The sequence below is a fragment of the Nostoc sp. genome (genome assembly GCF_036916985.1).
Lineage (GTDB): Bacteria > Cyanobacteriota > Cyanobacteriia > Cyanobacteriales > Nostocaceae > Nostoc.
The window spans coordinates 40,913-60,020 of record NZ_JBALFD010000032.1; the positions used below are offsets into that span (position 1 = coordinate 40,913).

Genomic DNA, 19,108 nt, shown 5'->3' on the forward strand with positions numbered 1-19,108 from the left:
ATGGGAGAATTTGCTGACAAATTAGCGGCACAAAGTCCTGCATTTCAACGTGCTTACTTGGGTAGTTTAGCGCCAAGCTTGGTGAAGTCGGCAAATTTAGAGAAGTATTACAAAACCCTGACTGATTTTGATTTCATCACTGCCAAGATTAACCATCCTGAGTTTGGGGTACAGCCGCTAATTGAAGATTATGATTTGATTGATCATAGGGAGATGTCTAATAACTCAGAATACAACTTTAAAAAAGGCACAAGTCTGGAATTGATTCAAGGTGCATTGAGACTGTCAGCGCATATTTTAGTCGCGGATAAGCGGCAATTAGCGAGTCAATTGCACGGACGGTTACTAAATCAGAAAATGCCAGAGGAGATTCAGACATTATTGGCACAAATAAAGCAAGTAAAAACTTTCCCTTGGCTGTGTCCCTTGACCACTAGCTTAACCCCACCAGGAGGACGCTTACTCCGCACCCTCAATGGTCATAGTGACTCGGTATTAGGAGTCGCTGTCACCCCCAATGGGCAACAGGTGATTTCTGCCTCCAGTGACAAGACTCTCAAAGTCTGGAATCTGGCAACAGGGGAAGTGATTGCCACCTTCACAGGGGAATATCCCATTTCTTGCTGTGCAGTTGCACCAGACGGCATGACAATTGTGGCAGGAGATACTTCAGGTAGGGTGCATTTTTTGCGTCTTCAAGGGATGAGAGAGGAATAATGGGAGAAGTAATTTTATCTCCCAAAGATTTCATTGACGGTAATATTCACATTAGGGAAAGCTTTAATTGATAAAGTTTGACCGCTAGCGAACTTTTGCATAAGCTGATATCCTGCGGCTGTTGGTTGTTGATAAACTTCCACAATTTGCTCGTTAATATCTACTAACCAAACTTCAATTATGTTTGCTTCTGCATATAAAGGAATTTTCTCTTCCCGGTCATACATCACAGTGGAATCAGCTACTTCAATTAATAAAAAAATATCCTGGGGTTGGGGGTGTGCAGTGGCGTAGAAATCATCACGGGGTTTAAGTAATGCGACATCTGGCTGAGGTTGTGAGTTATCGTTCAACGCGACCGGATTTTGAGCCGCAACTATGACGCGCTTACCTAACAACTGCACCAACAAATTAATCAGGCGATTTACACAAGCCGCGTGTTTTGTCCCAATAGGCGACATATCAATAATCTCTCCCCGAATCAATTCCACTCGGTCATCTTCTGTGAGAATCCCCGACTCAACCATCTTATGATATTGCTCAATTGTGAATTTCCGTCTTAGCAATTGTACAGTCATGATCACCTCTACTGTTGCCTTATCTTTTAATTATTCCTCACAATTATGAACTCACCACCCAAACCACCCACTACAATCAATTCCAGAGGACATCCCACGGAGTTTGAGGAAATCATTCAAGAAAAAAGCCACAACTTTGTCGATCGCAAATTTGTCTTCACGGCTATTAACAACTTTCTCCACCGCCACAACCAGGGTTACTTTACTATCATTGGCGCACCTGGTAGTGGTAAAAGTGCCATCCTCGCCAAATATGTGACGAACAATCCTCAAGTTATTTATTACAATGCCGAACTTGAGGGTAAAAATCGTGCTGACGAATTTCTCAGAAATATTTGCACGCAACTCATTAATCAATACTCGCTTAATTACACCTCTCTCCCTGATAACGCCACAGAGGGAAGTTGGTTTTTTTCTAGTATTCTCCAGCAAATCAGCGATGAGTTAGAACCTCATCAAAAACTGATAATTGCCATTGATGGGTTGAATTGCATTGACCGCAACAGCCAACCACCTGGTACAAATCTGTTTTATCTCCCCCGCTATCTCCCGGATAAGGTCTATTTCCTCCTCGCTCGTAGACCTTTCTTGCGGGAGAAGTCAGGTTTATTAATTGAAACGCCGTCGCAAAGTCTTGATTTAGCTAATTATCCAGAAGAAAATCGGCAAGATATCCAAGCATATATTCAAAATTATCTAACCCCCCTAACCCCCCTTCCCTACGAGGGAAGGGGGGGACAAGATTACTCCCCCCTACAAGGGGAGGGGTTGGGGGAGAAGTCAAATCTTAAATCTTGGTTGAGTAATCACCAGATTAATGAGGAAGAATTCTGCGATCGCCTCACCACTTTGAGCGAAAATAATTTGATGTATCTCACTCAGGTAATAAGTGCGATTGCAGAAAATTTCTACCCGATACCTTTCCAGTACAATCAACCCCCACCTGGTTTAGAAGCATATTATCAGCAGCATTTACATAAAATGTTTCCACCCGAACAAGACACGGAACATAGCACAGATGTGTTAAATGTCTTAATACAGCAGCAAAAAGCAATATCAGTGGAAGCGTTGGCGCAGACCGCCGCAGGCATCGCACAAATCATTGATACTGATGAGTATGAAGTTGAGGAAGTGCTAGAAAATTGGCTAGAGTTCTTACAGAAACAACAAATCGCTCTAAAAACTCATTACAGTCTTTATCATTCCAACTTTCGAGACTGGTTAGGTAGACAGCAAATAAAACCCTCTAAAAAAATTCCCTAACCCTCTCAATTAACTTAGAGGATTAGGGTGTGAGGAATGGAGCTAAGCGGATTCGAACCGCTGACCCCCTCAATGCCATTGAGGTGCGCTACCAACTGCGCTATAACCCCTTAAAATCCATTATACATAATGTCCTAATTATTAGTACTTTGTCAAGCTTTTTGTAGAAACTAAATTTTAAATATCTTCTCTAGCACTCAGCATTGTCTACGACACTCTCAATAAGTAGGTCATGCAGTGCCCCATCAAAAAGTAAACTACTAACATGGCAGCAGCAGCCAGAGCAACTAATGTACCAGCCAACATTAAAGAAAATTCTTTACTCTCGTAGGCTTTTTCCATTAAGTGCAGCGACCACGCTACCAGGGCTACATCAAAAAGTAAAATAGGAAGCAACATATTTCTTAATATTTGTTAATACTTGTAAAATAATATTAACACCCTTTTAGGGAAGTGTGTCTAACCTTAGATGGATGTCATTAAATGGGAAATGGTGGATCAATATAATCTTCTGACCGGCACATTGCGATCGCACAAGTAACTTTTAATTTCTGCTACGCTTAATTGTCCGTAATGTAACAGAGATGCGAGTAATGCTGCTTCCGCTTTGCCTTCAGTTAGGGCAGTGTAGATATGTTCACAATTACCTGCACCACCAGAAGCAATGACTGGGATTTCTACAGCATCAGCGATTGCCCGTGTAATCTCGATGTCATACCCGGCTTGGGTTCCATCAGCATCCATACTTGTGACTAGCAGTTCTCCGGCCCCCCGTTTTTCAACTTCCTGTGCCCAAAGTAGGGCATCTAAGCCTGTATTTTCCCTGCCACCCCGCACATACACATCCCAACCTGGATTTTCCGGGTTATTTCTGCGTCTGGCATCAATAGCAACAACTATGCACTGATTACCAAAGCGATCGCTAGCCCGATTAATCAAGTCTGGTTCCCGCACTGCCGCAGAATTAATACTAACCTTATCTGCGCCGGCTCGTAACAAAGCTTTAACATTTTCTAAGGATTGAATGCCACCACCCACAGTCAATGGAATAAAGACCTGTTCAGCAGTTCGGTAGACCACATCTAAAATAGTAGCTCGATCTTCATGAGTAGCTGTAATATCCAGAAATACTAACTCATCAGCACCGGCTTCGTTATAAACCTTGGCCAGTTCTACCGGATCGCCTGCATCTTGGAGATTAACAAAGTTAACTCCTTTTACAACCCGTCCCGCCTTGACATCTAAGCACGGTAAGATTCTTTTAGATAACATAATAACTTTTGTACTTCTGGGTAATTGACCGGAATTTAAATTTTAAATTGGCGCGGGTATTCTCTAACGAAAATTTTCATGGATATTGGGCATTGGGCATGGGGCATTGAAAAGAGGCAGAGAGGCGGGGTGCGGGGGGCGGAGGGGAAAACTCTTTCTCCCTTGTTCCCTACTTCCTTGCTTCTTCCCACCTCCCCCAGTCCCCAATCTCCAGTCCCTAGTCCCTAGTCCCTTAAAAATAGATAGCTGAATTATGGCGATAATCTCCTCGAAAAAACAACCTCCAGAACCCAATGGAGAACCAAAGCAGCGTCGAGAGTCTGTGAAAGCACCATCCACAGAAAATATTTTGAAGCCGGAAGCTGCTATTGATGAGCAAGAACAGCAAGAAGAAGGTATTCGACCACACCGATTTGCTGATTACATTGGGCAAAAAGATTTAAAGGATGTGCTAGATATTGCCATCAAAGCAGCTAAGTCTCGTGGTGAGGTGTTGGATCACCTACTGTTATATGGGCCGCCGGGATTGGGCAAAACTACAATGGCGATGATTTTAGCATCGGAAATGGGGGTAAACTACAAAATTACCAGTGCGCCAGCCCTAGAACGTCCACGGGATATTGTCGGGCTACTGGTAAACCTGAAGCCAGGTGATATTTTATTTGTGGATGAAATTCATCGCCTCTCGCGGATGACGGAGGAAATTCTCTATCCGGCAATGGAAGATTATCGCTTAGATATTACCATTGGTAAGGGTTCTAGCGCTCGAATCAGAAGTTTGCCGTTGTCAAAGTTTACCCTAGTTGGGGCTACAACGCGTGTAGGTGCTTTAACTTCACCACTGCGCGATCGCTTTGGTTTAATTCAAAAACTCCGATTTTACGAAGTTGACGAACTGACTAAAATTGTACTGCGAACCGCTCAGTTACTCAAAACCCCGATCACAGAAGATGGTGCCACAGAAATTGCCCGACGTTCACGGGGAACACCACGGATTGCGAATAGGCTACTAAAACGGGTACGTGATTATGCGGAAGTAAAAATATCTGGAGAGATTAATGAAACCATTGCATCCGAAGCATTGCAACTATTTCAAGTAGATCCTTGCGGTTTAGATTGGACAGATCGCCAGATGTTGAGTGTGATAATTGAACAATTTAATGGCGGGCCAGTGGGGTTAGAAACAATGGCAGCAGCGACGGGTGAAGATACTCAAACAATTGAAGAGGTATATGAACCTTACCTGATGCAGATTGGGTATTTAACTAGAACTCATCGTGGCAGGATGGCGACCAAGGCTGCATACAAGCATTTAGGATTCACGCCACCTAATGAACAGTTGTCATTATTGTAATTATAGGTATGGGGCATTGAAAAGATGCAGAGGGGCAGGGGGCGGAGGGGAAAATTGTTTTCTCTGCTCCCTTGCTTCTTCCCCACTCAGCACTCATTACGGGCTAAACGCCCCGCTACCGCTAACAGCACTTTTGAGGGGTATTGGGCATTGATACTCGTAAATGAGTCTTTGAACTCCATTCCTCTGCTCAATGACAAATGACAAATTAGGTAAACCTAGATGATTAAGTTGATTGGTATTTTTCTCAGTCTGTTAATTGTGTTTGGCTGGGGTACACCGGTCATGGCACAATCTCAAGCGCCCATTACTCAAGAACAGTTAAAGCAAGGCGATGAGTGGGCCAATCGAGCATTTGCAGCGACGAATCAAGGTGATTTTGCGACGGCTGAAACTTACTGGACAAAGATTATTGAGCAATTTCCCACTAATGCAGGGGCGTGGAGTAATCGGGGAAATTCGCGAGTGAGTCAGAACAAATTGCAAGAAGCGCTGGCAGATTATAACAAAGCCATCGAACTAGCGCCGAATGTTACCGATCCTTATTTGAATAGAGGTGCGGCGTTAGAAGGGTTAGGAAAATGGGACGATGCGATCGCAGATTATAATCATGTCTTAGAACTCGATCCTAACGATGCGATGGCGTATAACAATCGCGGTAATGCCAAAACAGGTTTAGGAAAATGGTCAGATGCGATCGCAGATTACAAAAAATCTAATGAGATAGCCCCAAATTTTGCCTTCGCCCGTGCTAACTATGCTCTCGCTCTTTATGAAACAGGTCAAAAAGAGCAAGCAATCCGCGAAATGCGAAATATCGCCCGTAAATACTCCAAATTTGCTGATGTGCGTGCCGCCCTCACAGCTGCATATTGGGTAAATGGAGAACAAGGTGAAGCCGAAAGCAACTGGGTAGCAGCTTATGGATTGGATAGCCGCTACAAGGATATCGACTGGGTAAAAAATATCCGCCGTTGGCCTCCCAGTCTAGTTACAGCTTTAGATAAGTTCTTGAAAATCAAGTAGGCACTTGTAACTCAGCAAAAATTTCTTTTCTTTGCCTATATAACTGTTTTCTGGTATACATCATTGTAAATATACAGAAACAGCATTTATGACTCATTTTGGGCTGATCTGTCCAGCAACAACTGGTCATCTCAATACTATGCTCCCTTTGGGTAAAGAACTCCAAAAACGGGGTCATCGCGTCACCTTATTCGGTATACTTGATGCTAAATCTAAGACACTAGCGGCAGAGTTAGAATTCCAAGCCGTTGGTGAATCTGAATTTCCCACTGGAGCGATCGCTGAATCGATAACTCAGTTAGGTAAACTGAGTGGACTCGCCGCAATGCAATATACCGTCAACTTTCTTAAAGATCAGGCGGCTGTTATGCTCAGAGATGCACCAACAGCAGTCAAAGAAGCAGGTGTGGAGGCACTTTTAGTAGATCAGGTTTCACCAGAGGGAGGTTCTGTTGCAGAATTTCTGGGCATTCCTTTTATTACAGTTTGTAGTGCTGTGGTACTGAATCGAGAACCGAGCGTCCCACCTTATTTTAAAACCTGGGACTACAATCCAGTCTGGTGGGCGCGATTACGTAACCGAGCCGGCTATACACTGCTGAGTCGCACCGTAAAACCCATTACAGGGGTAATCAATCAGTATCGCCAAGAGTGGAAATTGCCCCCACAGTTTAGCTCTAATGATCGCTATTCCCAACTAGCTCAGATTAGTCAACAGCCTGCACAATTGGAATTCCCAAGGGAAAATTTGCCCCACTGCTTCCATTTCACAGGCCCTTATCATAGTCCAACTGGTCGGGAAGTTCCTGATTTTCCTTATGAAAAATTGACCGGACAACCATTGATTTACGCCTCAATGGGGACTTTACAAAATCGCCTATTGGGAATTTTCAAGTCTATTGCCGAAGCTTGTAATGATTTGGATGCCCAACTAGTAATTTCTTTAGGTGGTTCTGCAACTCCAGAGTCTCTGGGAAGCTTGCCAGGAAATCCTCTGGTAGTTGGTTATGCACCCCAATTGGAATTGCTTAAAAAAGCATCTCTTACCATTACCCATGCAGGTATGAATACTACTTTAGAGTCCCTAAACAATGGGATACCAATAGTAGCAATACCAATTGCTAATGACCAGCCAGGAGTAGCAGCACGTTTAGCTTGGGCTGGTGCTGGTGAAGTAGTGCCGCTTGCTCCCTTGACTGTTCCCAAGTTGCGAAATGCTGTACAAAAGGTGTTAATGGAAGATTCTTATAAAAAAAATGCAGTTAGGTTACAAGAGGGGATTCAACGAGCCGGTGGTGTGAGTCGAGCCATTGATATTGTGGAACAGGCTGTTTCTACAGGGAAGCCTGTTTTGGCTTAAGAAAATTCTGATGAAACATTTAGGAATCATGAACAGCTAACGGCAAAAGTAAGCGGTTAACGACTCGATTATCTGGTAATTGATAAAAATTCAACTCTCCTCCTAGTTCCTGCATGAGATTTTGGCAGATCAGTAGATGCAAAGCTGGTGGTTGATCGAGGTTGGAGGGAGCAAGTATATCTTTTGGTCTATGATCGTGTAGTTCCGTGAGTAACTGTGGTTCGATCGCACCGTTATATGTGATCGACAGTTCTAGGGATGTCTGACGATCAGCCCCTCCAGTTGTAGAAGAATGCTTTGTATCTGAGGATTTTGACGCATCTAAACGTCGACACCAAATATCAATTCTACCGCCGATTTGAGAACGGTTACAGGCAGTAACCAATAATTCATGGATAACTAATTCAATTTTGACAATATCACCAGCGATCGCCATTGCAGATTGAGCGCTGGAGGTAGGAACACCTCTAACTAATGAAGAATTCTTGGGCGATTCTTGCTGGTCAATTGATTGTCCCAAGCCATGTACGCCAATCCATAGCTTTTGTTGTTTAAGTAAATTATCGATGCGTTCGAGCGATCGCTTCAGTAAACTGGCTATGGACATAGTTTCCCAACTTATATGTAGCTGCCAGTTCTCAAGTTTTAGCATTCCACTCATGGAGGTGGCTGTATGGTCTAACTGCCGCAGCAATAGCTGGTAGCGCATCTGAGTTAGTTCATTAGCAGGAATGCCCAAATCATGTATTTGTTTCAGGGAATGGGCCGTTATTCTTTGAATTTCCTCTAGACGACGATGTTTGTACCAATTAAGTTGTCGTAATTCTTCTGTTGTGGATTCTAGAAGTCGGGTAATTTGCTTTTCACGACGCCACCAGGCTAATTGAGAAATCAGAGTTGCTGTTGCACTCAGATTTTGTTCTGACCAGCGACGCTCTTGATAGTCTACTAACAAAACTACACCAGTGATTTCATAATGAGCAGTTGTACGTAATGCCATTACCAAAATTTGACTTTTGTCTGGAACATTCAACCATTTTCGGGTTTCCGGGGGTAAATTATTCGCCTTCAAAGTCAGGTAATTCTCTGTAGCAAGTGCCCACTGAATTAAGGCTTCTGACTGGATAAGAATAGATGCCTCAGAAAAAATCCCAAAGTGGCTATTGTCAATCACTCCAGGGATAATTTCTGCCCAACTTTGACCAGGTGCCCAAGATAGCATTATCGCTAGGGGACAACCCAAAATTGATGCTATTTGTTCGAGTGCTGTACGTTCTAAATGTTTTTTTTCTACCTCGATGCTGTTCTGAGATTGTGTCAGGATGCGTAAGCATTGCTCAAATGCCTGGGAAGTTTTTTGCTGTTGGGTGGTGCGGTTATGTAATTGCCACTGACGAACAATTACCCCAATCTGTTGACTGACGGCCCACAGCAATTCCTTTTCCAGAGTTGTCCAAGAACGATTGGTTTCGTGAGTGATAACTAAAAGTGGTGCTGGTATCTGAGCGTGAGTGCATTTACAAATAAGTAGCGATCGCACACCATTCTCTAACAACGAGGGTCGCCAGTTAAAAAAGCGTAAATCTTCATCTAAGTTTTCAATTTCTACCGCTTGAGTTGAACGTTGCAAAAGTTGTCCATCTAATTCTTTGAGGGTATTGAGGGTAAATGTCAATGGTCGGCGATTATGGGGCTGGCTTTGATAAATAAATTGATAATTATTTTGCTCAGAGTCATACTGCAATAGCAAAAAACGGGTGGCAGCTAGGCGAGCTAAAACTCTTTTAGCACAGCTTTGTAAAGTTTCCTGGAGGTCGTTGTCGCTATAAATACCTTGGGCAACTTGTCCAGTCAGTTGGGCATCTTCTTGAATCTGTTTGATCGTGCCTTCCATGTTTTCGGTAGGTGCAACGAGGGAAATTAAACCAGCAACACCCTGGACGAAATTTCTGTCTGTGTCCGTCCAGATGCGAGGTTCATTGCTTTCTACCGCCAGAAAACCGACTAAATTTTTTTGCCAAATAATTGGAGCTGCCAAGAGCGATCGCACCTTCAATCGTTGCAGCAATTTTGCCGTGAAATGGCTCTTTAAGGAACTGCGGGCATCACCAATGGAGACAATTTGGTTCACTGCCAAAGCATAATAAAAGTCGCTCAACTCCTGTACGGTAATTCCTGCTGATTGCTGAGTGCTAGAATTGCGATCGATTTTGACCAGATGATTACTCATCCGACACCAAAAGTAGCGCCCTTCCCGCTCAAACCAATAAACATTTGTCCGGCTGGGGGAAACAAATTTATGAGTTGTTTGTACTGCTGCTTCAAGTCTTTGATTCAGATTACTGAGGTTGCGTAAATTTTCTAGCAGTTCTAATAATGGCTCGTCGCTTCGCCTGGTTTGCTTTTGCTGCTTATGCATCTCATTTTGATAAAGCACTGCCCCCAGTTCACCTAAAACCATCATCAAACGCGCTTTTGTTTCTCCTGTGAGCAGGTAGCCCCAGCGTTCTGAACCCAATAATACCAAGCCTAAGCAACGGTCTTTATAGCGAATTGGTAAAATGACCGTTCCCTGGATGTGAAATTTTTCGGCAACTTTGTGCCATTCGGTGGCGCGGATTTCTGTTTGTAAATCAGCTACGCCCAAAGGATGCTGTTCAATTACTACTTGCTCTAATAAATCCCCAGGACTGAGAACAACCCTTTGCCGTAAAAAGCTCTGATCGCGATCAGGTGTCATCCCCCCTTGGCCAAATAATATGTGATTCCGGCGATCGTAAAGAGCAATCCAAATCAGTTTGTAGTCAAACTGTTCTTTGAGATAAGAAATAGTAGTTTCAATCAGAACGTCAACATCTTCTTCTTCTCTGAGGCTCTGGAGGACGCGCCCCAAAGAGAGGATCTGCTGTTCGGCGGCTATAGGTTTTTGCGGCTGCCCCATCTGATTTATTGGTTAACATAACTTGTAATATATAAGATGCCCAGAAAAGCACCCTGAGTAATATTGCCACGAGTGTTTGCTGAAAGTTCTAGGTAAGGGGTCTTGAAGTTAGATTATGGAGTGTTAGAGAAATGGTCGATACTTCGTCTTATGCTCAAGATGATGCTCAAGAGGAGCAGAGACAAGTCTCAGAGGAAAAGCGAGAGTCTGCTGAAGATACCAGGCTCTTAGAAGAGAAGCAGCGAGAGTCTGCTGAAGATACCAGGCTTTCACAAGAGGAGCAGCGGCAGCTGGCTGAAGAAATGAGAAATTCTGCCGAAGAAATGCGGCAGCTGGCTGAAGAAATGAGAAATTCTGCTGAAGAAATGCGGCAGCTGGCTGAACAAGCGCGGCTATCTAAAGAAGAACTCCGACAAGCTAAAGACGAACTCCGACAAGCTAAAGACGAACTCCGACAAGCTAAAGACGAACTCCGACAAGCTAAAGAGTAGGCGCGGCAGTCTACCGAATTCGCGTAGTGTTAAGGATTGAAATGGATATTTATCAACTTGCGATTCGTCCGCTTTTATTCAATGTGCTAAAAACTGATTCAGAGTGGTTACACCAGCAGACGATTCGCAGTTTTAGCTGGCTATCGCAAACCCCTACTAATTGGGTAAACCAACGCTTAAAGCAGTCTTTATGTCTGTACGATTCACGCCTAGAACAAAATTTTTTTGGGCTAAACTTCCCAAATCCTGTAGGGTTAGCAGCTGGCTTCGACAAGGATGGAGTCGCTGCTGGCATTTGGTCTAACCTGGGTTTTGGCTTTGCGGAATTAGGAACTGTAACTTTTCACGCACAGCCAGGAAATCCGTGTCCTCGTTTGTTTCGCTTACCGTTGGATAAAGCTGCTCTCAATCGGATGGGCTTTAATAACAGTGGTGCAGCGGTAATGGCGGCACGATTGGTACAAGAAAAACAGGATTCAACCCACTTAATACCCATAGGGATAAATTTGGGTAAATCTAAAGTAACTCCCCTAGAAGCAGCCGCACAGGATTATGTCGATAGTTTTCGTTTACTCAAGGATTTGGGAGACTATTTTGTTGTTAATGTTTCTTCTCCCAATACACCGGGGTTACGATCGCTCCAAGATGCTTCTATGCTCAGTGCCATTTTGAATTTATTACAGCAAGAGAATAATACACAAAAACCAATTTTTGTCAAGATAGCACCAGATTTATCATGGGAAGCGATCGCTGACATTATAATTCTTGCTAAAACCTACCAATTGGCGGGAATTATCGCCACCAATACCACCATCAGCCGTGATGGACTGAAAACCCAGGTAATTGACCAAACTGGCAAATCACCCCAGGATGAAGCAGGCGGAATTAGTGGTGAACCATTGCGCGATCGCTCCACTGAGGTAATTCGTTTTATTTGGCAGCAAACTCAAGGCCAAATCCCGATTATTGGGGTTGGTGGTATTTTTTCCTCAGAAGATGCTTGGGAAAAAATTACTGCTGGTGCTAGCTTGATCCAGGTTTATACAGGCTGGATTTACGAAGGCCCACTGATGGTACGCCGTATTCTAGCTGGTTTACTTTCCAAACTAGAACAAAACGGATTAAATTCCGTCAACGAAGCTGTGGGTTTAGAATTCAAAAATCAAAAGTAATTAATATTTTTGAACTAGGGATTGGGGGTTGGGGACTGGGGATTGGGGATTGGGGACTAGGGATTGGGGATTAGGAAGATAAGTATGTGGATTCAGACCCCAACCAAACCTTAAAGGAATTTCTTAACCAATCCCCAATCCCCAGTACCCAGTACCCAGTCCCCAGTCACAAAGCGTCCTGCCTCCTTCAACCTTCTTCTTCCAGTGGGAAAAATTCTTTAGTTTTTTCCGAGTATGACCAGGCAATGCCATCAGGGTCTTTGCTACGACTCCACTCAGGAAACTCTGGATCGTTTCGCCGTTTATAAACCGTGCTGGAATAGACATTTAGCCGTTTAGCAAGTTCAGATTGGATGAGAGAGCCAAAAATTAACTGTTTTTCTAGCGATCGTTGAGCTTCCTCATGTGTTTGCTTTGGAAGTGATTCGGTTTCTGGTTCTTCCTCCTGTGGGGTTGGTGGTGCTAAGAGCGATCGCGCAGTTTTAGTAACCGTTTGAGCCGGAAGTTCTTTAACAGGCTCACTACTGTCAAGAATATTGCCGAGAATACTGGCAGTTATAAAGTAATAAGATTGCCCCGACTCTTCGGAGTTAACTATACTGGCACCAAATTCCGAGGCTTTACCATCCAAGTAGCGTTTTGCTGTTGTTCCGGGAAAATTGCCCTTGATTGCCAAGTCCATTGGCGTAAGTCTGCCTTGATTTTCGCGAACTAATTGATGAAAAATTGGGTTAACTCGTACAGTCCACTGTTGCCATTGATATTCCTGCCAAACCTTGAAGCCAATTGCCAGCACAATTAGCGCTAGTAAAATTCTCCAAGTGGCAACTAGGAAAATAATCAAAAACGAGATGGGCAAAAGTAGAACGAGAAAAGCCTTGCCGTTATCTTCTATGGGTTTCTCACTCATGCTGATTTTTGCCAAGTGAATTTTGGGAAATAATATTATATTGGCAAAAATTGAGACACTTTTTTGTATCTTTTGGCAAAGTTGCGGCAAATTTGTCGGCAAAACCTTTATTCGGCTGTGTTATAGGCTTATTACCTTTCTGCTTATCTACGACGGGCTACGCCTACGCAGTGGGAGCAATCCAGGTTGCTCGACTTTATAGAATAGCCGGCAGAAAATTGGGAATGGTTTTATCTGGAAGTTAGACTAGATAAGAAAAGTGTAATTTCCAGTTATTACAATTTTTAATAGAAGAATAGCCATAAACCATAGCTCAACTTGTGCCAGCAGACAAAGGGTAATTATTATGACAAACTTGGGAAAAAAAGCATTGATAAAAAAGCAGTCCTCGAACCGCGGCGCTTGGATTGGTGCGTTGGCGTTCGCGCAACGTCTCGTAAAGAAGCCCACCATAGGCATTGCTGCTAGTTTGATTATGTTACCAGGAATTTTCGCTAGTACTCCTGTCATGGCACAAAAAGCAGATAGCAGCAGCACCTCTCTAAATTATGGTGACTTGATCAAAAAAGCCAAGGCGGGAGAAATCCAAAAAGTAGAGCTTGATGAAACCGAACAGCTAGCAAGGGTTTATCTCAAGGGGCAAAAGGATGATGCACCACCGCAACAGGTGAGACTTTTGGTGCAAAATACAGAGTTAATTAACATTCTCAAAGAGAAGAATGTTGATTTTGGTGAGGTTTCCTCTGCTAACAGTCGAGCTGCTGTTGGACTGTTAATTAATTTGATGTGGATTTTGCCACTGGTGGCTTTAATGCTACTATTCCTCCGACGCTCTACGAATGCTTCTAGCCAAGCGATGAATTTCGGCAAATCCAAAGCCCGCTTCCAAATGGAAGCAAAAACTGGAGTTAAATTTGAAGATGTCGCCGGGGTTGAAGAAGCTAAAGAGGAACTCGAAGAGGTTGTTACTTTCTTGAAACAGCCAGAAAGATTTACTGCTGTGGGCGCACGTATTCCCAAAGGAGTGCTGTTAATTGGCCCTCCTGGTACTGGTAAAACTTTACTAGCAAAAGCGATCGCCGGGGAAGCAGGTGTCCCATTCTTCAGTATTTCCGGTTCGGAATTTGTGGAAATGTTCGTCGGTGTGGGTGCGTCTCGTGTGCGCGACCTCTTCAAAAAAGCCAAAGAGAATGCCCCTTGCCTAATATTTATCGATGAAATTGATGCAGTCGGTAGACAACGGGGCGCTGGTATCGGTGGTGGTAACGATGAGCGCGAACAAACCCTCAATCAACTGCTCACCGAAATGGATGGTTTTGAAGGTAATACAGGCATCATTATTATTGCTGCTACAAACCGCCCAGATGTTTTAGATGCAGCCCTACTCAGACCAGGACGGTTTGACAGACAAGTGATGGTGGATGCACCGGATCTCAAAGGGCGACTAGAAATTTTGAAAGTCCACGCCCGGAACAAGAAAATTGATCCTACCGTATCATTAGAAGCGATCGCTCGCCGCACTCCTGGTTTTACTGGCGCAGACTTAGCCAACTTACTCAACGAAGCCGCCATTCTCACTGCGAGAAGACGCAAAGAAGCTGTCACCCTTTTAGAAATTGATGCGGCTGTAGATCGAGTTGTTGCAGGTATGGAAGGTACTGCCTTAGTAGACAGCAAGAGCAAGCGCTTGATTGCCTATCATGAAGTTGGACACGCTTTAGTGGGCACATTGCTTAAAGACCACGATCCTGTGCAGAAAGTCACATTAATTCCACGGGGACAAGCACTGGGATTAACTTGGTTTACTCCCAACGAAGAACAGGGGTTAATTTCCCGTTCTCAACTTAAATCCAGGATTACTGCTACTTTGGGTGGTCGCGCCGCCGAGGAAATCGTTTTTGGGAAACCAGAAGTGACTACAGGTGCTAGTAATGACTTGCAACATGTGACAGGGATGGCGCGGCAGATGGTGACACGCTTCGGGATGTCAGAATTAGGCCCATTGTCACTAGAAAATCAGAGTGCAGAGGTATTTTTAGGACGCGACTGGATGAATAAATCAGACTATTCTGAGGAAATTGCCGCCAAAATTGATTCACAAGTACGCGAAATTGTCAGCAATTCTTACATCAAGGCCAAAGAACTGTTGCAAGAAAACCGCATAGTTTTGGAGCGTTTAGTTGATTTGCTAGCTGAACAGGAAACAATTGAAGGCGATTTATTCCGTAAAATTGTTGCCGACCACGTTCAGGTAGCCGATGAACAATTGGCTGTACCTCATTAGATTTATGAGTGAGAAATAATGTAGAGACGTAGCAGTGCTACGTCTCTACAAGGGTTCTGGAAACGCATCTTTAATTTCACCAGATATCTATTAAGGAATAGTCCATCGACTTTAAACTACTGAAAATCCAAACGTTAAGATTCCCAACTTTTTTCAGAAGTTGGGAATTTTTTTGTAAAAAAATTACAAGACTACCTCAGCCTTCCCAGAAAGTAGCACACATCAAGTCTTGTCACTGTAAAGCTTACGCTATTGTATTATATATACCCAAATAATGTACTACAAGTAAACATAAACATCATGAAACATAGATTTTGGGCAAGCTATCTGCTTGCTGCTTTAGCATTTCTCCCTTTCGAGCCTGTAAGTACTACTCAAGTTTTGGCAACAGAGTCAGTTTACCAACTAGCACAAGCTAAAGCAACTTACACCCAATATATGCTGCTTGGTTATAATGAAACCAAACGGAGAAACTATAGAAAAGCTTTATTGAATTTTCAGCAAGCAGAACGCCTACGTCCTGGAGATAAGTATGCTACTTCTGCAATTAGAAATGTTACAAGTTACATCCAACGCGGTAAAAATCGTATTGCCTTTGTCCCAGGTAGACCTGGTAGGGTCAGGTCAGCAGGAACACGGGGAAGTTGCTTTCAAGCTGGACAACATCTTATTCCCCTGACGCCAACAGATAAGGAAGCTCAACGAACCACAGCAGAGCATCCCACATTTTTTTTCTACCTTCCTCAAACCTCTACAACAGTGCAGGCACTAGAATTTGTTTTGCGGGATGGTGATAGCATTGACCCATTATATAAGGGAACTTTCAAACCAGTTGGGCAGAATGGTATTGTTAGTGTAAATGTACCTGTCGATCAGCCATCTCTACAAATCGATAAAGAGTACAATTGGACTTTTTCAATGATTTGTGATACTAATAACCGCGATAAAGATTCTTATGTAGAAGGTACAATTGTGCGATCGCAAGATGAAAACCTATCTCTTCAGCTAAATCAACCAACCACAGATTTGGATCGTGCTGTTTTATTTGCCACCGCTGGATTTTGGGAAGATGCTCTGAGAACTTTAGCTAATTTACGCCGCCAGCGCCCTAACGATCCTGAAGTTGAGAAATATTGGGAAGATTTATTGAATTCAGTAGACATTAAAGAAGTTGTAAACAAGCCTTTATTGCCCTGTTGTACTGCCCAGAAATAAGTTAACAATTATTTAAAAACCCGGTTTTCATAGAGAAGCTGGGTTTTTTACGCTTCAATTTAAAATTAAGCGATGTCTACAACGGGCTACGCCTACGCAAATACTTATGGCGTGGACGGTATCAATTCTCGATAATTACTATTGTAAGTCAAGCTGGTAGAGAAGCAGGAAGTGTGATCGTCAACTTTGATTGGAATTGAATGGCACAACAAACCCAGAACGGAAAAGTGGCTTACACTGATGCTGCAATCTATTACGCTTGTTATCAATAATCTTCTAGCAGCAACGGTGGTTTATTCTTTACTGTGCAGATTCACTCTGTTTTCTGAATAAACTTGTTGAGTTGTTGGACTAATAAATGTACCGTTGTTGATGGATTATCTTCAGCTGGAATGTGAGGATTATATTGTTTAAGAAGATTTTCAGCATTTTTAATAGCAATAGCTTGCCTCTCAAATAGCTCATCGTAAATCGTTTCGCTATTCTTCTGATATGTTCTACCAAATAAAGTAGTTAACTTCCTTAGATAATCACTTCGAGGAATACCACTATTGAGATATTCAAAATGTAGAACATACCATAATTCAAATGATTCATTAGAATAAGCTACTTTAAAACCTTGCTCTTTAGCATTTTTAATAGCGTTATTAAAATCTTCTTTAGTCCAAGAATCACGATCAAAAACACACCAAACTTGATCGTACTCTCCTTGCTTATTCAGTTCCTTTGCACTCTGAACTAGTTTGCTGGGATTCTCCCCTAAACCCTGCACGTTTATTTCAGTAACATTTTTAGGAACACGAAAACTTCTAAAGTAGTTAGGTTCAGTTTTTGCTCCTTCACATACGATTAAGAATCTCTGCTTGACTTCCCTCGTATTGACTTTCCTCGGTGAATATCCACGAGAGTTTGCTTTTGTTTTAGCCATGAGAGTTGATTAGATGATTCAAATTTCCGATATATGGAATTGCGCCATATCTACCTTGAATATAATCACTCTCAAATGAAGCATCGTTACTTACATTGTATTCTGCTAAAGAGTACAAATCTGTTGCACCATATCTATTTTTTTCAGTAAACCAAATTTGATCTCTCCGAAAAAGCTTATTGTTAAGCAAATTGGTATCGTGAGTCATGAATATTAACTGAGCATTATTTGGATTGGTTTCGTTAGAATTAAATAATTCCACAATTGCACGGCTGATCAAAGGATGAATTCTAGCATCGAATTCATCAACGATGAGAACCTTACTGTTTTTTAGTGTGTCAACAAGAGGCCCTGCCAAGGCAAAGACTTTTTTAGTACCCTCCGACTCTTGCTCATCTAAATTAAAAATTTCTGTAGATACCAAACTTCCTTTACCATCAAATTTTTGGTGTATAGTTTGAACTGATGATAATTTTCCTTCCACATTTTTTAAAATTAAGTTCTTTAGTTCATCTGGTAATTCTTTAGGCAATGAATCAGCAGTAATTTCACTTTCTTCTACCTTGACATCGCTAAATCCCAAATCTAATTTTTTGAGCAACTGAAAAATTTCATCTTTATTTTCGTTATCCATTAAACAACTAACTGTGTATCCACGATACCCTATATCATTTAAAGTAGAGATAAGTGCAACTCTGTTTGTTAGCCAATCCAAGATTTTCTGTGCAATCTGGACATTAAATTGAGCAGATACAGACAAGAAGAGGGCATTATGCCTTGTCTTCTGTTGAATACCGTCAGCTTTAAATCTTTTAGAAACACTAATCTTGTTCAGTTTACGCTCAAAAAGCCTCGTTTCTTTTATTTTAGGAACATCAAATAACCATTCGGAGACAACTTTCTCAATCGTTGCCTCAAAACCATATCTATATCTTTTTCCATTTATTAAAAATACAATTTCAAAAAAAGATGGTTTATCTTCGGTTTCAGTGCTGAGTTTAAATCGCTCAATACCTATTTTTTCCGTGCTTTGAGTCTCTTTAGAAGAATTAATCATGAACCATCTCATGAAACCTAAAGCTGTAGCCAAATTACTTTTACCACTAGCATTTGCACCGTATATTGCGGCGCTTTTAAGTAGTTTTAAATCATCATCTATTTCAAAAACGTTGTTTTCGTCGAGCTTTTTGTCTTTTGCGACAAGGTTTGCTGCCACCATACTAAAAGTGACTTGCTCTTTAAACGATCTGTAGTTACCGACACTAAATTCAATAAGCATAGTGATGAAGTTTAGGCTTCAGACAAAAATTGTGAATAAATAGTAATTTACTGTTTTAAGAGTAGCAATAATTGGTTAAAGATGCTAAATTATAAGATTGTTTTTACCCCGTACAGATGTACTGTTATTAAAGTATGCAGCATAATAAACGCCTGCACCGGATGATAGCGGTTTTGTTGCAAAAATATATACGATACAAATCCATATCATGAGAATAGGCGTTCGCCTTTGGCGTTGGCGCAGCCATAGCTAATTGCAATTGCCAGTTTATTGCTCAGAATCTCGTCATGGATGGCAGTAATGTCAGATGCAATTTAA

At 42.3% G+C, this 19,108-nt stretch carries 16 protein-coding genes and 1 tRNA gene; 9 read left to right on the forward strand and 8 right to left on the reverse strand.

Annotated elements, in window-relative coordinates; genetic code table 11:
- Window positions 1-717: a hypothetical protein gene (locus tag V7L07_RS12420; RefSeq protein ID WP_335058158.1), complete on the forward strand. Its 717-nt coding sequence runs from the start codon at window positions 1-3 to the stop codon at window positions 715-717.
- A 14-nt stretch (window positions 718-731) separates the two neighbouring features.
- Here V7L07_RS12420 and V7L07_RS12425 read toward each other — a convergent pair whose 3' ends face one another.
- A complete protein-coding gene (locus V7L07_RS12425) occupies window positions 732-1,295 on the reverse strand; it encodes a Uma2 family endonuclease (RefSeq protein WP_335058160.1) in 564 nt (187 codons plus the stop codon).
- A 45-nt stretch (window positions 1,296-1,340) separates the two neighbouring features.
- Here V7L07_RS12425 and V7L07_RS12430 point away from each other — a divergent pair, with 45 nt between their 5' ends.
- The gene (locus V7L07_RS12430; protein WP_335058162.1) at window positions 1,341-2,558 is read left to right on the forward strand and encodes an AAA family ATPase; all 1,218 of its coding nucleotides are present in this window, start codon (window positions 1,341-1,343) and stop codon (window positions 2,556-2,558) included.
- 37 nt (window positions 2,559-2,595) lie between these two features.
- Here the strand turns inward: V7L07_RS12430 and V7L07_RS12435 are convergent.
- The 3 genes from V7L07_RS12435 to hisF form a co-directional block, all read right to left on the reverse strand.
- Window positions 2,596-2,668: transfer RNA gene (locus tag V7L07_RS12435), tRNA-Ala, on the reverse strand.
- Between the two features lie 97 nt (window positions 2,669-2,765).
- Window positions 2,766-2,957: a hypothetical protein gene (locus tag V7L07_RS12440; RefSeq protein ID WP_104905483.1), complete on the reverse strand. Its 192-nt coding sequence runs from the start codon at window positions 2,955-2,957 to the stop codon at window positions 2,766-2,768.
- A 99-nt stretch (window positions 2,958-3,056) separates the two neighbouring features.
- Window positions 3,057-3,830 (reverse strand): imidazole glycerol phosphate synthase subunit HisF, encoded by a 774-nt coding sequence (hisF, locus tag V7L07_RS12445; protein ID WP_335058165.1) that lies wholly within the window; start codon window positions 3,828-3,830, stop codon window positions 3,057-3,059.
- A gap of 253 nt (window positions 3,831-4,083) precedes the next feature.
- Between hisF and ruvB the strand changes: the two genes are divergently transcribed.
- The 3 genes from ruvB to V7L07_RS12460 all read left to right on the forward strand — a co-directional run bounded on the left by ruvB (window position 4,084) and on the right by V7L07_RS12460 (window position 7,570).
- The gene (gene ruvB / locus V7L07_RS12450) at window positions 4,084-5,184 is read left to right on the forward strand and encodes a Holliday junction branch migration DNA helicase RuvB (RefSeq protein ID WP_334775345.1); all 1,101 of its coding nucleotides are present in this window, start codon (window positions 4,084-4,086) and stop codon (window positions 5,182-5,184) included.
- Between the two features lie 222 nt (window positions 5,185-5,406).
- Window positions 5,407-6,210, forward strand: coding sequence for a tetratricopeptide repeat protein (locus tag V7L07_RS12455; RefSeq protein ID WP_335058167.1), 804 nt, complete (start codon window positions 5,407-5,409; stop codon window positions 6,208-6,210).
- Between the two features lie 88 nt (window positions 6,211-6,298).
- On the forward strand, window positions 6,299-7,570 hold the full coding sequence (locus V7L07_RS12460) for a glycosyltransferase (protein ID WP_335058169.1): 1,272 nt from the start codon (window positions 6,299-6,301) through the stop codon (window positions 7,568-7,570).
- A gap of 19 nt (window positions 7,571-7,589) precedes the next feature.
- Here the strand turns inward: V7L07_RS12460 and V7L07_RS12465 are convergent, their stop codons facing one another.
- Window positions 7,590-10,511 carry a GAF domain-containing protein gene (locus tag V7L07_RS12465; RefSeq protein WP_335058171.1) on the reverse strand — a complete coding sequence of 974 codons (2,922 nt, stop codon included), beginning with the start codon at window positions 10,509-10,511 and terminating at the stop codon, window positions 7,590-7,592.
- A gap of 131 nt (window positions 10,512-10,642) precedes the next feature.
- On the opposite strand from V7L07_RS12465, the gene V7L07_RS12470 reads away from it, so the two are divergent.
- The gene (locus V7L07_RS12470) at window positions 10,643-11,002 is read left to right on the forward strand and encodes a hypothetical protein (protein WP_335058173.1); all 360 of its coding nucleotides are present in this window, start codon (window positions 10,643-10,645) and stop codon (window positions 11,000-11,002) included.
- A 41-nt stretch (window positions 11,003-11,043) separates the two neighbouring features.
- Window positions 11,044-12,174: a quinone-dependent dihydroorotate dehydrogenase gene (locus V7L07_RS12475; RefSeq protein ID WP_335058176.1), complete on the forward strand. Its 1,131-nt coding sequence runs from the start codon at window positions 11,044-11,046 to the stop codon at window positions 12,172-12,174.
- 187 nt (window positions 12,175-12,361) lie between these two features.
- Here V7L07_RS12475 and V7L07_RS12480 read toward each other — a convergent pair whose 3' ends face one another.
- Window positions 12,362-13,084 (reverse strand): hypothetical protein, encoded by a 723-nt coding sequence (locus tag V7L07_RS12480; protein ID WP_335058178.1) that lies wholly within the window; start codon window positions 13,082-13,084, stop codon window positions 12,362-12,364.
- A 346-nt stretch (window positions 13,085-13,430) separates the two neighbouring features.
- Between V7L07_RS12480 and ftsH the strand changes: the two genes are divergently transcribed.
- Window positions 13,431-15,368: an ATP-dependent zinc metalloprotease FtsH gene (ftsH, locus tag V7L07_RS12485; RefSeq protein ID WP_335058180.1), complete on the forward strand. Its 1,938-nt coding sequence runs from the start codon at window positions 13,431-13,433 to the stop codon at window positions 15,366-15,368.
- A 300-nt stretch (window positions 15,369-15,668) separates the two neighbouring features.
- Window positions 15,669-16,583 (forward strand): DUF928 domain-containing protein, encoded by a 915-nt coding sequence (locus V7L07_RS12490; RefSeq protein ID WP_335058182.1) that lies wholly within the window; start codon window positions 15,669-15,671, stop codon window positions 16,581-16,583.
- 313 nt (window positions 16,584-16,896) lie between these two features.
- Here V7L07_RS12490 and V7L07_RS12495 read toward each other — a convergent pair whose 3' ends face one another.
- Both V7L07_RS12495 and V7L07_RS12500 read right to left on the reverse strand, forming a co-directional pair.
- Complete coding sequence (locus V7L07_RS12495) at window positions 16,897-17,511, reverse strand: RloB family protein (protein ID WP_335058184.1); 615 nt, start codon at window positions 17,509-17,511, stop codon at window positions 16,897-16,899.
- Entirely contained in the window at window positions 17,504-18,790 is a 1,287-nt protein-coding gene (locus V7L07_RS12500; RefSeq protein WP_335058186.1) for an AAA family ATPase, read from the reverse strand. The genes V7L07_RS12495 and V7L07_RS12500 overlap by 8 nt, the downstream gene beginning before the upstream one ends.
- Between the last annotated feature and the right edge of the window lie 318 nt (window positions 18,791-19,108).